The following is a 16,854-nucleotide window of genomic DNA, read 5'->3' as shown; positions in this document are numbered from 1 at the left end:
GGCTGCGTCTTACCGGTCGTCCTTCAACGAAACGAAGTAACCCGGCTTGTACTCCAGTGGCAGGAAGCGGGCGTGCAACTCCTTGAAGGTTGCCTCAGGGTCAAGATCCGCGAAGAGATCCGGATGCAGCCACTTTGCAATCTCCTGGATTGCCACGAACTGGTAGGGGTTGTTGTAGAACTGGTGCCAGATGGCGTGAACGTTCTTGTCTTCGACGGCCTTCACGCCGGTAAAGGCAGGGCGCTTGGTCAAGGCCTCGAGCTTGCGGTGCGCTTCCTTGAGGTCCGAGCCATAGCCGACGCCGACCCAGGCGCCGCCTGGCACATACTTATCCCAGTTGCCGCCGGTGATGATGATCTGGTCTGGATTGGAGGCGATGATCTGCTCCGGATTGACGGTGCCGAAGGTGCCCGGAATGATGTCCTTGGCCATGTTCTTGCCGCCTGAAATCTCGACCATCTTGCCGAAGTTCTCGTCGCCGAAGGACATGCAGCAATCGTCGGAATAGCCGCCGGCGCGCTCCACGAAGACGACCGGCTTGGCCGGGTTGTTCTTTTCGAGAACGTCGGTCACCCGCTCGATGCTGTCGGCGCGGAACTTGATGAAGTCCTCGGCGACAGCCTCCCTGCCCATCAATTGACCCATGATGCGCATGCTGGGCTCGGTGTTTTCCATCGGCTTTTCGCGGAAATCCACATAGACCAGCGGGATGCCGACCTTGGCGAGCTTCTCGATATAGCCGGCTTCTTCGGTTGCTGTCTTGGCGTCGACGTTCATCAGGATGACATCGGGCTTGAGGGCCACGGCCTGCTCGATATCGAAGGTACCGTCCTTCATGCCGCCGAAGGTCGGAAGCTTGGCGATGTCGGGATACTTCGTAAGATAGGCCTGGTAGGATTCAGGATCGGCCTTGGGCAGGTCGTCGCGCCAGCCGACGACGTGCTCAAAAGGTGCTTCCTTGTCGAGGGCGGCCAGGAAGTAGATCTGCCGTCCTTCGCCGAGAATCATGTGATTGACGGGAGCGTTCACTTCGACGCTACGGCCGGTGACATCCTTGACCGTGACCTTGTCGGCCAGGGCCGGCAGGACCATGGAGACGAGAAGACCCATTGCAAGCGCTGCTGTTTTGCCTGTAAGTCGCATCGAAAAGTATACCCCCGTGGAAAACTTTTCGTCGTCTATTATTTTCTGACTTAAACAGTCAAGTTATATCTATTAGAACGATTTCAAACTGAAATAGCGATTGGCATGAGCATGAGTGAAATGGGAATTGCAGGCGGGCACAACTACGGGCTTCGCGAGGAGATCAAGGCTTACTGGTCGGCCCGCGCGGCGACCTTCGATCTGTCTCCCGGGCACGAGATTTTTTCCGAGCCCGAGCGTGTTGCCTGGCATCGCCTGATTCTAAAGCATCTGGGGCCCGGCGACGGCAGGCTGGCCCTCGACCTCGCAAGCGGCACCGGCGTTGTTTCCCACTTGATGGACGATCTTGGGTTCAGGGTCACGGGGTTGGATTGGGCTGAGCCGATGCTCGAGCGGGCGCGCGCCAAGGCAAAGGCGAGGGGACGGTCTATTTCATTTCGGATGGCGGACGTCGAGGCGACGATGGAACCCGATGCGACGTACGACGTCATCATAACCCGCCACCTCGTCTGGACACTCGTGGATCCCGAGGCGGCTTTTTCCGAATGGATGCGCGTCCTGAAGCCCGGCGGAACGATTCTGATCGTCGATGGTGACTTCGTGAAGGCGGGCCGTGTGGAACGGATGCTGAAAGCACTTGCGAAGACCATGGAGAGGGTCGGTTTGCTCAAGGCTGATCCGCAGCATGCACCGCTGGAACTGATGAAAAATCACAACGACATCGTTTCGCGCGTTCATTTCTCGAACGGGGCGCGGGCCGAGCTGGTCGCGGGAATGCTCGGCGGCGCGGGCTTCGAAGGCATGACGATCGACACGAACCTGCGCGAAATCCATAAGAGCCAGGCGAAGCACTGGAATTATCTGAAGGCGCTGTCACGTGGCATCCAGCATCGTTTTGCCATCAGTGCACGTAAACCGGGCGGCTGAGGCGGCCACCAGGAACTGCAACAACGAGCGGCGATCCTCGAGGCGGCTAGAACAGCAATGCATTGACCGTGACGATCACGAAAAAAGCAACGACGACCAAGGAAGCTGCCCACACAACCGTGCGGTTGGCATTGGCCAGGACTTGTGGTCTGGGGCCGCGCTTGGGATTGAATTTGTGCCGCCGCTTTAGTGCGGTTCCACTGTGTGAAGATCGCTTCTCTGCAGCCATACCGCCTCACTTGCAGCCGTGGGATTGTTAAGACGCAAATCTAGCATGAAAGCGGTCCAATATTTAGTGTGCGGTGCTGACGTCGCGCTCGACGTAGGCTTGGATGCGATCGACCAAAATCTCGGTTCCCTGCCGACGCGAGCCACCGTCGCCGTAACCATCGAGGAAGACGACTTGCTCCGTGAAGAGCATGGTTGTTCCTGATGGTGTCGCCTCGAAGGTGATTGTCGCGAGCGAGGCCGAAATGCGTGTTTCGCCAAGCTTCATGTCGTAAGCATAGATGATGCGGGCTTGCGACACGATGTCGAGGTAGCGCGCCTCGTAGGCGTGCGGAACGCCGTTGCTGTCGGCAACGCGGTTCCGTTCCTGGCCGCCGACGCGGAAGTCTAGGCTATATTCGAGGGATACCCATTCGTCGTGGCAAGCAAACCACTGGCGCTTGGCCTCCGGATCGGCCCAGGCAGCAAAGACGCGTGAGACGGGCGCCCGCATCTTTCGCCCGATCGCGAATGTCTCGTGCATGGCGGAATGCTTCGTCATGTCGTTCTTCACTCCGGTTGGTCGTCTGCGAGGAACTGCTCCAGGCGGTCGAAGGTTCTGTTCCAGCTTGCTTTGCGCTCGGCAAGCCAGCGCTCCATCTGCGCTAGCGCCTCCGTCTGCAGGCGATAGGTCCGCACACGGCCGCTCTTTTCCGAGCGGACGAGTCCGCTCTTTTCCAGAACCGCAAGGTGCTTCATAACAGTCGGAAGTGCCATCGACAGAGGCCCTGCGAGATCCGACACGGAGGCAGGCCCACGACCGAGACGATCGATCATCCCGCGCCGGCTGCGGTCCGACAGCGCCTGGAACATCTGATCGAGCGCGGCAGGTTCGTGGATCATTCCGCAGCTTCATCCGGTCGGAAGCGAGCAGGCAGCCGCTCGCGATAGGGATAGAACTTGAAGTATGGTCGCGCCTCTTCCAGAACGCGCGCAAACGACGGGCGCGCCAGAAGCCTGCTATAGTAGCCGTGCAATCTTGGCTGGTTCACGAAAGGCACAAGGGTCTCTGAGTAGAAGAGGGCGGGGGCGGCGGCACAATCGGCCATGGTGAAGCTGTCCCCGGCGATCCATGGGTGATCGCCAAGTTGCTGCTCGATCAGGTCGTAGGCTTTCCGAAGGGCCGCCTCGGCCTGGACCACGCGGGCTGGATCGCCGCCGGCGCGCAGTCGTTCGGCGACGATCTGCTGCATCGGCTCCTGCACGTGCAGGTCGAAGCAACGATCCCACAGTCTAACTTCGAGCGCTTTATCGAAATCGTTCGGGATAAGGGCATCCGCACCCGGATAATACCGATCGAGATACTCGATGATGATTGTCGTCTCGGGGATCGTGCGATCGCGCGCTTCATCGCGCAGCACCGGCATCTTGCCGAGCGGCGAGACGCTCAGGAACGCGGCTCTCGACGCCTCGTTTCCGAGGTCGACATGTACCGGCTCAAAGGGTGTGGCGTTCTCGTAAAGCGCGACAAGGACCTTGTGGCAGAACGATGCAAGCGGATGACTGTGGAGGAAGAGCGACATACGGCCAGCCTTTCACGTTGTTTGAAAACTTGCGTGAATGGCTAAGTATCAGGCCATCGATGTATCTTCAATAAAAAAGTTGCGCGAATGGCTAACTATCAGCGGACGGAGGAGCCGCGATTGTTGGCCCGTTGTCCAGCCGCTTCGAACGCTGGGCGGGTGCGACGATTCCATGCGACCTCTCCTCAGGGTTGCTGATGAGAAGTTTAGCTTTAAATCATCATTCGTTTACCAATGGGTCGCAATCAACGATTGCATTCAGTGGCGCCGGCGATGTATCGCGATATTCCGTCGCTGCTGGTATCAGCCAAGGCGCGCGATGACCAGATGGCCCGGGCTTGGATGACCTTCCTGCATGCGCACGTTGATCCCTCTCATCTCGACGAGTTCGAACCCGGTCGCTGCGAGCCGATCGCTGATATAGGCGGCGGAATGAAGGAAACGCTGATGGGGTCCGACCATGTAGGGTTGGCCCTTGGCCTCGGCTTCGGGGAGCTCTTCCGACGAGAAGATGAAAAGGCCACCTGGGTTGAGGTTTTCGGCGGCACCGAAGAACAGCGGTTCGAGCGCGCCTAAATAAGGCAGGACGTCTGTTGCGGTGATGAGGTCGAATGGATCCTCGTCATTGTCATCCAGGAACTCCTCGACTTCTGCGACGAAGAGCGTTTCGTAGAGCTCTTTTTCGTGGGCGATCTCGACCATGTTCTCGGAGATATCGAGGCCCGTCATGTCCTCACAGAGATCGCCGAGCGCGCCGGCGGTGAGGCCGGTGCCGCAGCCGAGATCGAGCATGCGCTTGAAGGGGCCGAGGTTGAGCTCCTGCAGGCGCTGGCGGACCATCATCGGTACGTGGTAGCCGAGCTGTTCCACCAAAACATCCTCGAAGACCTCGGCGTGCTGGTCGAACAAGGTCTCGACATAGGCATCCGGCGCCTTGGTCGGCGTTTCGCCGCGTCCCATGGAGGCGATCCTGACGGCTGCGCCCCCATGATCTTCGGGATCGATGGCGAGCACTTCCTCATAGGCTTTCACAGCCGCATCGACATCACCTGCCTTCTCGAGAGCAAGCGCCCGGTCGTAGGCTTCCGCAAGTGCGTCTTCGTCGATCTTCTTGGCCATAGCAATCCACCACCGTTTTTATTCCAGAGCTGCGTCTACGGCGACTGAATGCCTTTTGCAATGGCAACGTTCGGGGAGCAGAATAAGCTCCCTCTAATGGATAAAAACAAAATGGAGGAAATGCCATGGTCGCCGAAATCAGCAAGGCAAATTTCGAGAAGGAGTTGGACAGTCCGCGCCCGGGGCTTCCGGCGAGCCCCGGGGAGATCACGAATACGCTCAGCCACTACTATCGTGGCGAGCTCGGCCGGATGATAAGCTGGCGCGATCGCATCGACCGAACATCCAACTGGGCCATCACGGTTGCGGCAGCGCTGCTTTCGGTATCTCTCTCGACACCGACCTCTCACCATGGCGTGCTGCTTTTCGGTATGATGCTGATCACGCTGCTGCTGCTCATCGAGGCGCGCCGCTACCGTTTCTTCGATATTTACCGTGCCCGCGTGCGAAAGCTCGAGCGGGGATATTTTGCTCAAATTCTTGCGCCAGACGGCGAGCCCAAAGCCGATTGGGCCGGCGCCATCGCCAAAAGTTTGCGCAAGCCGCAATTTCTGCTGAGCTATCGCGGGGCGGTGCAACGCCGCCTGCGCCGGAACTATTGCTGGATGTACCTCATCCTGCTTCTCGCATGGTGCCTGAAGATCACGACACCCAAGCTTCAGACCGAAGGCAATCCGCTAACGCAGGCGCATTCCTGGACCTATGTCATCGACAACGCGGCGCTTGGCCCTATCCCCGGTTTGGCCGTGCTCTGTATCGTCGCGCTGGCCTATCTCGGCATTCTATATGGCGCACTGCGTCGCCAGATGGACGAAGGCGAGTTCGTCCAAGGGGAGGCTCATGTCTGACCAGCCGCTGCACGGTCAGTTGAGGATGAACTCACCTTTCAGCGCACGCCATTCGGTCGCCGAGATGAGCTTGCGGTGTATGTAGCGTACCGAATGCAGCGGCCCGTCGAGCTTTTCCTGCCAGAATTTGAGGAAGCGGCGCATCTCGGGAAAGTCCGGAGCAAGATCGTAGTCCTGCCAGATGTAGGTCTGAAGAATCGTCTGGTGATCCGGCATGCGGTAGATGATCTGGGCGGTCGTGAGGCCGTAGCCTCGAAGCTGCCTTTCCATGTCCTTGTGCATCGTCGTCTCGCTTCTCGTTCCAATGATCGCGCATTAGCGATCCTTGAAATGGAACCATGACATGCTTAACCGAAGCGAGACGAATTGCTAGAGGAATATGGATTTATTCTGAAATTTCAATTCGTTAGCAGCTCTCTTTGGCGAGTGCTGCCAAGTCCTTAGCGTTTCAGGTGGCGGGTCAGGCGACGCTCGATCCAGCCCCAGAGATGGCGTAGCGCTTCGACCATGCTGAGATAGAAGATCGCCGCCCAGAGATAGGTCTGATAATCGAAGGTGCGCGAGAAGGCGTAACGCGTTTCACCCATCAGGTCGAGGACGGTGATGATGGCAACGACCGCCGAGCCTTTGATCAGCAGGATGATCTCATTGCCGTAGGGCCGCAAGGCGACGATCAGCGCTTGCGGCAGGATGATCTTGCGGAAGGCGATGATCTTGTGGATGCCGAGCGAGGCTGCGGCCTCGTGCTGGCCGCGCGGAACGCTCTGGACGGCGCCACGCAGGATTTCAGCCTGATAGGCGGCGGTATTGATGGTCATCGCAAACAGGCCGCAGTACCAGGCTTCGCGGAAGAACCACCATAAGCCGACAGCTTCCAGTTGTGGACGGAAACTGCCCAGGCCATAGTAAATGAGGAAGAGCTGGGCCAGCAGCGGCGTGCCACGGAACACATAGACGTAGCAGTAGGCGATGCCATTGATGAACCTGTTCTTTGACATGCGGGCAAAGGCCAGCGGCAACGACAGGATCGCTCCGAAGAACACCGAGATCGCCACCAGCGCGATCGTCGTGTACAGGCCATGCAAATAGCGGGGGCCGTAGCGGGTGAACTTCTCGGGATCCCAGCCGCTCACCACCATCGCGATAAGGGCGGCGGCAAGGACGATCCAGATGGCGACGACGACGTAGCCGGTGATGCGCGTGGCGGTGATCGGCTTGTGCGCTTGCTTCGGCGCCGGCTGCGCCGGAATGAGCGTCTGGGCATGGCTCATCGGCTGATCTCCGACCGCTTGGCCCACCGCTCGATGTAGCTGAGGCCGAAGGAGGAAATGACGGCAAGGCCGAGATAGAGAGCGCAGGCGACGGTATAAAACAGGAACGCCTGCTTGGTGACCTTAACGGCGACACCGGTCTGCCTCAGGATATCGGCAAGGCCGATGATCGAGACGTAGGACGTATCCTTGAGAAGGATCATCCAGAGGTTCACCAAGCCGGGAAGGGCGATGCGCACGAGTTGCGGCAGCACGATCAAGAGTAGGGTTCGCCCGCGATGAAAGCCCAGCGCGTCCCCTGCCTCGTACTGGCCCTTCGGAATGGCCCGGAAAGCCGACAGCAACACTTCCGAGCAATAGGCGGAGAATACAACCGAAAGCGCAATCATGCCCGCGAAGAAGGCGTTGATTTCGATGCGGCCGTCGTAGCCTATCGAGGCGAGGACCGACTGGATCAGGATCTGCATGCCGTAATAGATGATGAACAGGGTCAGCAGTTCCGGCAGGCCACGAAAGATCGTGGTGTAGATGCCGGCGGCCAGACGAACCGATTTCTCTTCCGATTGCTGGCCGAGCGCCACGAGAAAGCCGATGATAAGTCCGATTGGCAGGGTAACCAGCGCGACCGCAACGGTGACCTTCAGGCCGGCGGCGATCTCATCGCCCCAACCGGTGTCGCCACAGGCCAGGATCGTCGAAGAGGCGAACCAGGTGAAGAGTCCTGCAGGTCCGCAAAGCGGATCGAAGATATACCCAATCCAGGCCCAGAATGAGCCTAGCGCGGAAAATAATCCGCCCATGCCAGTTTTCCCCTCGCGGTTTGTACCGCTTTGATCTTTCCATTCTTGTCAAACAAAAATGGCGGAAGAGCAAGCCTTCCGCCATCAGCTTTATGAGCGACCTACAGCTTTTCTTATTGGCCGTAAACGTCGAAGTCGAAGTACTTGTCCTGGATCTTCTTGTATTCACCGCTGGTGCGGATCGCAGCAATCGCCGTGTTCAACTTTTCGCGCAGTGCGTCGTCACCCTTGCGCACGGCAATGCCTGCACCAACGCCGTTGATTTCCTTGTCGACTGGCAGGGGCGTCAGGATCTTGCAGCATGCGCCGGCATCCGACTTGACCCACTGCGACAGAACGACGATGTCATCGATGACGGCGTTGACGCGGCCATTCGTGATGTCGAGCTTGTACTCGTCTGCGGTCGGATAGAGTTTCAGCTCGGTATCGGGCAGGTGCTTTTCAGCATAGTTCGAGTGGGTGGTGGAGGTCTGTGCACCGATCGTCTTGCCCTTCAGGCCGGCAACGTCGGTGACGGTCGAATCCTTCGGTACGGCGATTGCCGGCGGGGTGTTGTAGTACTTGTTCGTGAAGTCGACGAGCTTCGAGCGTTCCGGCGTGATCGACATCGACGAGATGATCATGTCGAACTTCTTGGCCTGCAGCGCGGGAATGATGCCGTCCCAGTCGCTGCTGACGATGGTGCACTCGGCCTTCATCTCGGCGCAGAGCGCGCGGGCAATGTCCATGTCGAAGCCCAGGAACTGGCCGCTGGCGTCAACATATTCGAAGGGCGGATAAGTCGAGTCCGTGCCGATGACATACTTCTCGCCATCAGCCATCGCGGCGCCTGCGAAAAGAGACATCGCGGCGACGGAAGCGGCGGCGAGAATACGGGTGGAGATACGCATGTTAGTCCTCTCTGTTGGTGCCGCCGTTCGTATTTTTCTTTTGCGACGGAGGCAGAATGGGGCGGTGCGGACACTGCCTTGGCGCGATAATCAAACCTTTTTCAGCGGAATTGCAACTGGAATCGCAGGGGCGCGGCGGACAGCCAACTATGGCGAAGATGAACAATGCCGCACTGCCACATTCATACCGGGTTAATAGTCCAGTTCCTAAGACTCGTGGAACAAATGCAGTCCTCGCGCGGTTGTCGCCGCGGGTGAGTGCCCCAAAATCGGACGTGGCCACGACCGCGTCTCAAAAAGCATAAAAGTCAACGAGGAGCCCCTATGGGTATGAAATCGAGATTGTTTGCCAGTGCCGCCTTTCCGCTGTTGTCACTGTCGCTCGTAATGCCTCCAGTGCATTCCTTTGCCGCAGTTGCCAGCGTTGATCAGGTTCGCGCAGCGCCGCAAGCGGTCGCGGGCAGCTTCGAGGTTGCGCAGGATGCGCCCTCCGACGAAGAGCTTCTGAAGAAGCGGCATAAGCAGCACGACGGCGGCGGCAAGGAACAGGCGCCGGCGGCCCAGGAGCAGCCCCCACAGCAGGCGGCGCCTGCCGAGCAACCGCAGCAACAGCAGGAAGCGCCCGCCGAAAAGCCCCACAAGCAGCGTCAGCCAGCAGCGGAGGCGCAGCCCGAGCAACAGGAAGCACCGGCAGAGAAGCCCCGCCGTCAGCAGGAGCCTGCGGCCGAGCAGCAGTCTCAGCAGCTACAAGAAGAAGTTCCCGCCGAAAAGCCGCGCAAGAAACGGCAGCCCGCCGCCGAGCAGGCAGAGCCTGCCGCGCCGCAGGAGCAGGTAGCTCCCGCACAGCAACAGCAGCCGGCGGAGAACCAGGAAAAGCCGCGTCGTAAGCGCGACAAGCAACAATCGCTGGAGGAGGCCGCGCCGCAACCTCAGACGGAACAGGCCGCCCCGCAGCAGGAGCAAGCTCAGCCGCAGGGTGCAGAGTCGCAGCCCAAGGGTAAGGGGGGAAGCAAGCAGCAGGCGACCGAAGGCTCGGAGCAGCCGGTAAAGCCACGTAAGAAGCCGGCCGCCGCTGAAGCGCAGCAGCAGCAAACGCAGAAGCCGGCAGCGGAACAGACCCCCGTTCCACAGGACCCGCCGGCTCCCGAGAAGCCGCCCGTTCCGGCACAGGAACCGGCGACAGAGGCCCAGCCTGGCGGTGCGCAGCCGGCCCAACAGCAGGGCGAACAGGTCCCAGTACCTCAGCAGGGTGAGCAGGCGCCTGCCCAGCAGCAGGGCGAGCAGATCCCGGCGCAGCCGAAAGGAGCACCGACCGATCAGCCGGCAACGGGTCAGGCCGAACAGGTTATTCCGGCTCCAGAGACGATCACGCCCAAGGAACTCGAGCGTCGCAAGGCAATTGCCGCGGATCCGAGCAAGAGCACGGAAACCGTCGTTCTGCCTGTTGAAAACGGTGCCGCCGTTCTCGATAGCGACAAGGACGCCGATCGCTCCGGTGGCATCCAGTCCCGTCGCGATCGCGACAGGCAGCGTGGCCAGGAGCAGAATTTCCGCGTTCCGAAATCCGATGCTGACGCCCAGATCGTAACCGAAGGCGCCAAGGCCGCGCCGATCAGGATCGAAGCCGTCACCAGCGAGGAAGGCCGACGCCTCGACAGGCGTCCGCAGTTCGAGCGGCCGGAAGGCGCACGCTTCGGCGAGCGCGGCGACGACAATCGCGTGATCATCCAGATCAATAACCAGACGATCGTTCGCGGTGATGACGACCGGCGCTTCCTACGTGACGGCGAGCGTCCGATTTACGAGCAGCTGCCGCGGGACCGCTACCGCGAGACGATCGACCGTGACGGCTATCAGATCGTGACGATCCGCAACCGCTATGGCGACATCATTCAGCGGTCGCGCGTAGACAATCGAGGGCGCGAGTCGGTCCTCTACTATTCGCCGGATCTCTACGAAGATCCGGACCGCGGCTACTTCGAGGATCCGGGTCGCGATCTGCCGCCGATGCGCCTGCGCATTCCGCTTGATGACTACATCATGGACACGAGCAGCGATGACGACCGCAACTACTATGACTTCCTTCGCGAGCCGCCTGTGGAGCCTGTGGAGCGTGTCTATTCGCTGGATGAGGTGAAGTATTCGGCGCGTATCCGCGACAAGGTTCGCCGTATCGACCTCGATACGATCACGTTTGCGACGGGCAGTGCCGAGATCCCGATGAGCCAGGCGCGCAGCCTGCGCAAGGTTGCCGATGCGATCAACGAGGTGCTGCGCAAGGATCCGGCGGAAACGTTCCTGATTGAAGGTCACACGGATTCTGTCGGCTCCGACCAGAGCAACCTTGTCCTGTCGGACCAGCGCGCGGAATCGGTGGCGAACGTCATGACCGACGTTTACGGCATCCCGCCTGAAAACCTGGCGACGCAGGGCTACGGCGAGCGTTACCTCAAGGTCAACACGCAGGGGCCGAACCAGGAAAACCGCCGCGTCACCATCCGTCGCGTGACGGCACTCGTACGTCCGGTCGCCTCACGCAACTGAGCCGACAGTCAGAACTGATCGAGAGCCGCCGGGAGACCGGCGGCTTTTTTGCACGCCACACCCTTTGCCGTGGGTAGCGAAGCTCTAGGTCGTAAAGCGGGCGTCAACGATCGGTGTTGCGAGGCCGCAAAGTATTGTCGGATCGAGCCGCAGGCCGCAGGCCTCAATCATGCGGCGCGAAGCCCTATTGTCGGCGTGCACGAACTCAACCACTTCGTCTGCGCCCAGCTTTTCGAATGCGGCCATAATTGCCAGACCGTTGACAAGCCGGCCGAGCCCTTTTCCACGCTGATCTGCTGTGACCGTTGTCAAGCCGACCCAAGGCGACGCCACGATAGCTGCTGTAGGTATTGAAGGGCAGATTCGCGTGAGCCGTGGCGACGATATCGCCGTCCTCGCCTGCGACGGCGACCGTCACAGCCGGCACGATCTTGCCAAGCAGCATGTCGGTGGAGAACGGCGCGATGCCATTGTGCGCCATGCAGAGCTGAATGCGCCGAACCGTCTCGTCTTCGGGACGGGCCAAAACGTCGAGGCAGGTTAGCCTGTCGGGTAGGCCGGCCGCCCGGATCGGGGTGCAAGCGGCGACTGCCGTCGTGCGGTCGCCCTACAGACGGTCCACACGTCAACCCGGTAGGACGATCCGAGCTTCCAACGGATGTCTTCGATGCGCGTCGTCGGCATCATGCGAAAGCCGAAGACACCGTCTTTGGCGAGGCGCTCATCGACAAAGGCCCAGTCGATGCGGTCGAAATCGTCGAACGAGAAGAACCGACCCGCTTGCACGAGGCCGGGTGTGGCCGCAATCCTCGCCTGTGCCTCGTCGGACTGACGCTGCAGTCGCTGCTGTTTTTCGGTGCCGTAGTGGTTCATGGCTCCCTCGCAACAAGCTACTTTGCAGGTAGTTCCACCATTCCCGAAATGAAATCTGCGATCGCCTGCGTATCATCGAGATTGAAGACCGGCAGAAAGGCTTCGGCAACCGGGTGATCGGCCGCAATGGCGGCGATGAAGGGATCTGTCGGCGCGAGAGGCTCCTGGTTGGCTGCTTCCAGCCGCCGGGCCTCAATCTTTGGGATCGGTTCGCGCTTGTAGCCCTCGATCAATACGAGGTCGCAGGGCGCAATCCGGCCAAGGATCTCTTCGAATGTTGGCTCGGGGGCACCGCGCAACTCGTGCATGATGGCGAAACGCGTGCCGGAAACGATAGTGACTTCGTGGGCGCCGGCCTGCCGGTGGCGGTAGCTATCGGCACCGACCTTGTCGATGTCGAAATCATGATGGGCGTGCTTGATCGTCGAAACGCTGTAGCCGCGGCGGGTAAACTCCTCGACGAGGCGGACGGCCAGGCCGGTCTTGCCCGAGTTCTTCCAGCCTGCGATGCCAAAGACTTTCGGGTTTTCCATCAGACCAGCACCCTCAGCCAGCGTTCCGCCTCGGCGAGATCGTCGGGCGTGTTGACGTTGAAAAACGGATCGAGAAGGCTCGCGCGCGTCGGGCGCAGCGGAAAGGCAACTTCCGTAACGTCATGCCGTAAGAGGAAGTCCCGCACGCGGCGTTTTTCGTCCGTGGCGATCCAGGCTTCCAGATCATCGGCAAGCTTGAGGGGCCACAAGCCAAACACCGGATGACTGCGGCCTTCCGAGGCCGCGATGGCAATTTTCTCGGGCCCATCGATGGCGGCGGCGAGCCAGTCGACTAGGTCGCGGGGAAAGAATGGACTGTCTACCGATACCGTGACCACGTGCGTAACACCTCCGAGCGTCGCGCCATAGGCCATCGCGGCATGGATGCCGGCCATCGGTCCCGCTTTGCCGGGAACTATATCAGGAATGAACAGGTGGCGGCAATTTTCCGGCGTCGCGTCGGCGTTGACGGCAAGGATACTTACCTGCGGCTCAAGCTGTTCGACGACACGCTCCAGCAAGGTGCGGCCGCTGAGCTGCACGGAGGCTTTGTCGCGGCCCATCCGCGAGGAGCGCCCGCCGGCCAGGACGACGCCCGGTATATTGGATCTATCCAGCGAAAAATCGTTCATAATTGCCTCAGACAGGTGTTCTCGGCTCGGACTCTTGGGCGACCGGGGATACATGGCGCTTGGCCTCACGATAGAACGTGTAGAGGCCGGACGCGATGACGACTGCAGCACCGGTGAGTGTCCAGAAATCAGGGAGTTCCGCAAAGAAGACGAAGCCCAGCAATGTCGAGAAGATCAGGCTCGTGTAGCGGAACGGCGCCACGAAGGAGATTTCGCCCGTTCGCATCGCCATGATCACGGACTGATAGCCGATCAGGACGAGAATGGCCGCGAGTAACAGATGGAAAAGCGACGCAACGCTAACCGGCTGCCATCCACCGAGCAGCGGCGTCAGCAAGGCGCCGACGATCGTCACGGAGACGGCAGTGACCACGGTGATCATCAGCGACGGGATCTCCGGGCCGATGCCGCGCGTGGCGAGGTCGCGGCCGGCCGTGGTGAGCACGCTGCCGACGCACAGGAGTGCGGCGGCCGTGAAGCCGTCCGGTCCCGGTCGAATGATGATCAGTACACCAAACAGCCCCACGAGAATCGCCGACCAGCGACGCCAGCCGACTGGTTCCGAGAAAAACAGCGCCGCGCCGAAGGTCACGACCAGCGGCAGCGATTGCAGGATGGCTGAAGCATTCGCGATCGGCATCATTCCAAGCGCAGTAATATAAGTAACGGCTGCCAATATCTCGCAAATGACGCGGACGATGACCATCGGCTTGAGCACCATGCGCCACGACCGCAATGCGCCCATGTAGCGCGCGATGACGTAGACAAAGATACTGGTGAAGAGGCCGCGCAGGCACATGATCTGGCCGGCATTCATGTAGGCGATGACTGATTTGGAGAGTGCGTCGCTGCAGGAAAATCCGGCCATGGCCGAACTCATGTAGATGGCGCCCTGGGTATTGCGGGACCGCGGCATGTCGATATTCCGATTCTCGTACACGTCCTTTTAGAGGGTGCCAGGCGGGATGGGAATCGAAGGAAAGCCACACCTGACATAATTCGATTGCGCAGTGCACAATAATGCAGGCGATGCGTGCCGACACTGCAGGAAACGGGTGGCTGCCAGCCCCAATCTCTGAGATTTGGAATACCGGCAACAACAAGCGGAGGTTCCGATATGAGATATTTGGATGGCAAGGTTGCGATCATAACAGGCGCGAGTTCCGGTATCGGCCGGGCAGCGGCCAAGCTCTTCGCCGCGGAAGGTGCGCTGCTGGTCGTGGCGGCGCGGCGCGAGGCCGAACTGGGCATGCTGGTGGAAGAGATCGGGGATGCAGGCGGCGAGGCGGTCGCGGTCGCGGGCAACGTGCGCGAGGAGGCTTTGAACCGGCGGCTGGTCGAGGTGGCGTTGCAACGCTTCGGCGGTCTAGACGTCGCCTTTAACAATGCCGGCAGCGCGGGCGAATCCACACCCGTGGCCGAACTGTCGCTCGGTGCCTGGAATGAGATGATTGCGGTCAACCTGACGAGTGCCTTCCTTGCGGCGAAATACCAGGTGCCGGCGATGATCGAGCGCGGCGGCGGATCGATCGTCTTTACCTCGACGTTCGTCGGCCATACGGCGGGGATGCCCGGCATGGGTGCCTATGCAGCCAGTAAGGCGGGACTGACCGGTCTTGTGCAGGTGCTCGCGGCGGAGCTCGGTCCGAAGAACATCCGCGTCAACGCGCTGTTGCCCGGCGGCACTGATACCGCGATGAATCCGGCCAATTTCGAGAATCCCGATAGCGAACTCGTGGCCTTCATCCACGGCCTGCATGCGCTGAAACGCCTGGCGCAGCCAGAGGAGATCGCCAAGGCGGCGCTCTTCCTCGGATCCGATATGGCGAGCTTCGTCACGGGAACAGCCATGCTGGCGGATGGCGGGGTATCGATCAACCGGACGTAGTTTGCACGATCCGGCGAGCGTCACCCGCCGGTGACGCTCATGTGGCGGGCAACGGCGGGTCGATTATGGGTGCGGTCGATGATGAAGTCGTGGCCTTTCGGCTTGCGCGAGATCGCCTCGTCGATCGCGGCATAGAGCAACCCGTCGTCTGGTGTGGCGCGCACGGCAGCGCGCAGATCGGCGGCGTCGTTCTGTCCGAGGCACATATAGAGCGTGCCGGTGCAGGTCAGCCGCACGCGATTGCAGCTTTCGCAGAAGTTATGCGTCATCGGCGTGATGAAGCCCAGCCGGCCGCCGGTCTCCCTGACTTCGACATAGCGGGCCGGGCCGCCGGTGCGGTAGCCGATCTCGGAGAAGGTGAACTGGCGTTCGAGATCGGCGCGCAGCTTCGACAGCGGCAGGTAGCGATCGGTGCGGTCTTCCTCGATTTCGCCCATCGGCATGGTTTCGATGACGGTCAGATCCATGCCGCGACCATGCGCGAAGCGGATCATCTCGGGCATTTCGACGTCGTTGAAGTCCTTGAGCGCCACCGCATTGAGCTTGACCTTGAGGCCGGCTTTCTGTGCCGCATCGATGCCTTCCATCACCTTGTGGAAGTCGCCCCAGCGGGTGATCTGGCGGAACTTGTCGGGATCAAGCGTATCGAGGGAAACATTGATGCGGCGCACGCCGCAATCATAGAGCTCGTCGGCGAAGCGGGAGAGCTGCGAGCCGTTGGTGGTCAGCGTCAGCTCGTCGAGGCCGGAGCCGATCTGCTTGCCGAGTTCGCGCACCAGATACATGATGTTCTTGCGCACCAGCGGTTCGCCGCCGGTGAGCCGCAGCTTGCGCACACCTTTCGCGATGAAGACGGAACAGAGCCGATGGAGTTCCTCGAGCGTCAAAAGCTCCTGCTTCGGCAGGAAGGTCATGTGTTCGGCCATGCAATAGGTGCAGCGGAAATCGCAGCGGTCGGTGACGGACACGCGCAGATAAGTCACGGCCCGCTTGAACGGGTCGATCATCGGTTTTGCCTCTGCGACCAGTGGCGATGCGCTGCCTGTCGTTCCGACGTTGCTGTTCACGAATGCCTCCGCAATGCTACTAATGTGCGTATAGGCTATTGCCGCGTCAAGGGAAACGCTTCTTGGGCACGGCAAATTGAACTTGCCTCGCCACGCTGCATTGCCTACTCGTGATTTTGAAGGGGAATGGGATCATGAGCGATATCTGGCCGACTGAACTCAGAGTTTCGAAAGACCGGCAGCACCTCGTTGTCACGTTCAACGACGGGCAGAGCTTCGATCTTTCCGCCGAGATGGCGCGTGTGCTTTCTCCATCCGCGGAGGTGCAGGGGCACGGGCCGGGACAGAGGGTGACGGTGCCTGGCAAGCGGAATGTCGCAATCATCTCTCTGACACCGACCGGCAACTATGCGGTGCGCATCGGCTTCGACGATATGCACGATACCGGCATCTATACCTGGACCTATCTGCGCGAACTTGGCGAGCATGGCGAAGAGCTGTTTGCTGCCTATGAAGAAGAGCTGCGCGACAAGGGCATGAACCGCGACACGTCAGAGAAGCCACGCTGAACGACAACGGCCACAAGGGG

The 16,854-nt window shown here is 60.4% G+C and carries 22 protein-coding genes; 6 read left to right on the top strand and 16 right to left on the bottom strand.

Going from position 1 to position 16,854, the window contains the following annotated elements; genetic code table 11:
* Positions 1–9: 9 nt before the first annotated feature.
* Complete coding sequence (locus WGT02_RS12940) at positions 10–1,143, bottom strand: ABC transporter substrate-binding protein (RefSeq protein ID WP_208250273.1); 1,134 nt, start codon at positions 1,141–1,143, stop codon at positions 10–12.
* A gap of 111 nt (positions 1,144–1,254) precedes the next feature.
* On the opposite strand from WGT02_RS12940, the gene WGT02_RS12935 reads away from it, so the two are divergent.
* Positions 1,255–2,070 carry a class I SAM-dependent methyltransferase gene (locus tag WGT02_RS12935; protein WP_024312831.1) on the top strand — a complete coding sequence of 272 codons (816 nt, stop codon included), beginning with the start codon at positions 1,255–1,257 and terminating at the stop codon, positions 2,068–2,070.
* Between the two features lie 46 nt (positions 2,071–2,116).
* On the opposite strand, the gene WGT02_RS12930 is transcribed toward WGT02_RS12935, so the two are convergent.
* From WGT02_RS12930 to WGT02_RS12910, 5 genes are all read right to left on the bottom strand, one after another.
* Complete coding sequence (locus WGT02_RS12930; protein WP_024312830.1) at positions 2,117–2,299, bottom strand: hypothetical protein; 183 nt, start codon at positions 2,297–2,299, stop codon at positions 2,117–2,119.
* A gap of 63 nt (positions 2,300–2,362) precedes the next feature.
* A complete protein-coding gene (locus tag WGT02_RS12925) occupies positions 2,363–2,839 on the bottom strand; it encodes an SRPBCC family protein (RefSeq protein ID WP_024312829.1) in 477 nt (158 codons plus the stop codon).
* An 8-nt stretch (positions 2,840–2,847) separates the two neighbouring features.
* Positions 2,848–3,180, bottom strand: coding sequence for a helix-turn-helix transcriptional regulator (locus WGT02_RS12920; protein ID WP_024312828.1), 333 nt, complete (start codon positions 3,178–3,180; stop codon positions 2,848–2,850).
* A complete protein-coding gene (locus WGT02_RS12915; RefSeq protein WP_024312827.1) occupies positions 3,177–3,860 on the bottom strand; it encodes a glutathione S-transferase family protein in 684 nt (227 codons plus the stop codon). The genes WGT02_RS12920 and WGT02_RS12915 overlap by 4 nt, the downstream gene beginning before the upstream one ends.
* A gap of 303 nt (positions 3,861–4,163) precedes the next feature.
* The gene (locus WGT02_RS12910; RefSeq protein WP_208250275.1) at positions 4,164–4,979 is read right to left on the bottom strand and encodes a class I SAM-dependent methyltransferase; all 816 of its coding nucleotides are present in this window, start codon (positions 4,977–4,979) and stop codon (positions 4,164–4,166) included.
* Between the two features lie 125 nt (positions 4,980–5,104).
* Between WGT02_RS12910 and WGT02_RS12905 the strand changes: the two genes are divergently transcribed.
* Positions 5,105–5,827, top strand: coding sequence for a DUF2270 domain-containing protein (locus WGT02_RS12905; RefSeq protein ID WP_024312825.1), 723 nt, complete (start codon positions 5,105–5,107; stop codon positions 5,825–5,827).
* A 15-nt stretch (positions 5,828–5,842) separates the two neighbouring features.
* Here the strand turns inward: WGT02_RS12905 and WGT02_RS12900 are convergent, their stop codons facing one another.
* The 4 genes from WGT02_RS12900 to WGT02_RS12885 form a co-directional block, all read right to left on the bottom strand.
* Positions 5,843–6,109, bottom strand: a complete 267-nt coding sequence (locus tag WGT02_RS12900) for an usg protein (protein ID WP_208250277.1) — start codon at positions 6,107–6,109, stop codon at positions 5,843–5,845.
* A gap of 158 nt (positions 6,110–6,267) precedes the next feature.
* The gene (locus tag WGT02_RS12895) at positions 6,268–7,098 is read right to left on the bottom strand and encodes an ABC transporter permease (RefSeq protein ID WP_024312823.1); all 831 of its coding nucleotides are present in this window, start codon (positions 7,096–7,098) and stop codon (positions 6,268–6,270) included.
* A complete protein-coding gene (locus WGT02_RS12890; protein ID WP_024312822.1) occupies positions 7,095–7,898 on the bottom strand; it encodes an ABC transporter permease in 804 nt (267 codons plus the stop codon). The genes WGT02_RS12895 and WGT02_RS12890 overlap by 4 nt, the downstream gene beginning before the upstream one ends.
* A gap of 113 nt (positions 7,899–8,011) precedes the next feature.
* Entirely contained in the window at positions 8,012–8,788 is a 777-nt protein-coding gene (locus tag WGT02_RS12885) for an ABC transporter substrate-binding protein (RefSeq protein ID WP_208250279.1), read from the bottom strand.
* 324 nt (positions 8,789–9,112) lie between these two features.
* Between WGT02_RS12885 and WGT02_RS12880 the strand changes: the two genes are divergently transcribed.
* Complete coding sequence (locus tag WGT02_RS12880) at positions 9,113–11,332, top strand: OmpA family protein (RefSeq protein ID WP_208250281.1); 2,220 nt, start codon at positions 9,113–9,115, stop codon at positions 11,330–11,332.
* Positions 11,333–11,416: 84 nt separating this feature from the next.
* Here the strand turns inward: WGT02_RS12880 and WGT02_RS12875 are convergent, their stop codons facing one another.
* A complete protein-coding gene (locus WGT02_RS12875) occupies positions 11,417–11,665 on the bottom strand; it encodes a GNAT family N-acetyltransferase (protein ID WP_375678336.1) in 249 nt (82 codons plus the stop codon).
* Between the two features lie 34 nt (positions 11,666–11,699).
* On the opposite strand from WGT02_RS12875, the gene WGT02_RS12870 reads away from it, so the two are divergent.
* Complete coding sequence (locus WGT02_RS12870) at positions 11,700–11,876, top strand: hypothetical protein (protein WP_225039665.1); 177 nt, start codon at positions 11,700–11,702, stop codon at positions 11,874–11,876.
* Here WGT02_RS12870 and WGT02_RS12865 read toward each other — a convergent pair.
* From WGT02_RS12865 to WGT02_RS12850, 4 genes are read right to left on the bottom strand one after another with little or no spacing between them, the layout of a single operon-like run.
* A complete protein-coding gene (locus WGT02_RS12865) occupies positions 11,873–12,205 on the bottom strand; it encodes a hypothetical protein (protein WP_225039662.1) in 333 nt (110 codons plus the stop codon). The two genes, WGT02_RS12870 and WGT02_RS12865, sit on opposite strands and share 4 nt — an antisense overlap.
* Positions 12,206–12,222: 17 nt before the next feature.
* Positions 12,223–12,738: a molybdopterin-guanine dinucleotide biosynthesis protein B gene (gene mobB, locus WGT02_RS12860; protein ID WP_208250285.1), complete on the bottom strand. Its 516-nt coding sequence runs from the start codon at positions 12,736–12,738 to the stop codon at positions 12,223–12,225.
* The gene (mobA, locus tag WGT02_RS12855; protein WP_024312817.1) at positions 12,738–13,370 is read right to left on the bottom strand and encodes a molybdenum cofactor guanylyltransferase MobA; all 633 of its coding nucleotides are present in this window, start codon (positions 13,368–13,370) and stop codon (positions 12,738–12,740) included. The genes mobB and mobA overlap by 1 nt, the downstream gene beginning before the upstream one ends.
* Positions 13,371–13,377: 7 nt before the next feature.
* Positions 13,378–14,286 carry a DMT family transporter gene (locus WGT02_RS12850; RefSeq protein ID WP_024312816.1) on the bottom strand — a complete coding sequence of 303 codons (909 nt, stop codon included), beginning with the start codon at positions 14,284–14,286 and terminating at the stop codon, positions 13,378–13,380.
* A 201-nt stretch (positions 14,287–14,487) separates the two neighbouring features.
* Here WGT02_RS12850 and WGT02_RS12845 point away from each other — a divergent pair, with 201 nt between their 5' ends.
* The gene (locus tag WGT02_RS12845) at positions 14,488–15,258 is read left to right on the top strand and encodes an SDR family oxidoreductase (protein ID WP_208250286.1); all 771 of its coding nucleotides are present in this window, start codon (positions 14,488–14,490) and stop codon (positions 15,256–15,258) included.
* Between the two features lie 20 nt (positions 15,259–15,278).
* On the opposite strand, the gene moaA is transcribed toward WGT02_RS12845, so the two are convergent.
* Positions 15,279–16,325 (bottom strand): GTP 3',8-cyclase MoaA, encoded by a 1,047-nt coding sequence (gene moaA, locus WGT02_RS12840; protein WP_024312814.1) that lies wholly within the window; start codon positions 16,323–16,325, stop codon positions 15,279–15,281.
* A gap of 134 nt (positions 16,326–16,459) precedes the next feature.
* Here moaA and WGT02_RS12835 point away from each other — a divergent pair, with 134 nt between their 5' ends.
* A complete protein-coding gene (locus WGT02_RS12835) occupies positions 16,460–16,834 on the top strand; it encodes a gamma-butyrobetaine hydroxylase-like domain-containing protein (RefSeq protein WP_024312813.1) in 375 nt (124 codons plus the stop codon).
* The last annotated feature ends 20 nt before the right edge of the window (positions 16,835–16,854 follow it).

Source organism: Rhizobium sp. T1470, assembly GCF_042140505.1.
Classification (GTDB): Bacteria; Pseudomonadota; Alphaproteobacteria; order Rhizobiales; family Rhizobiaceae; genus Rhizobium; species Rhizobium favelukesii.
Note: the sequence above shows the minus strand (reverse complement) of the source record. Positions and strands in the feature narration are given on the sequence as shown.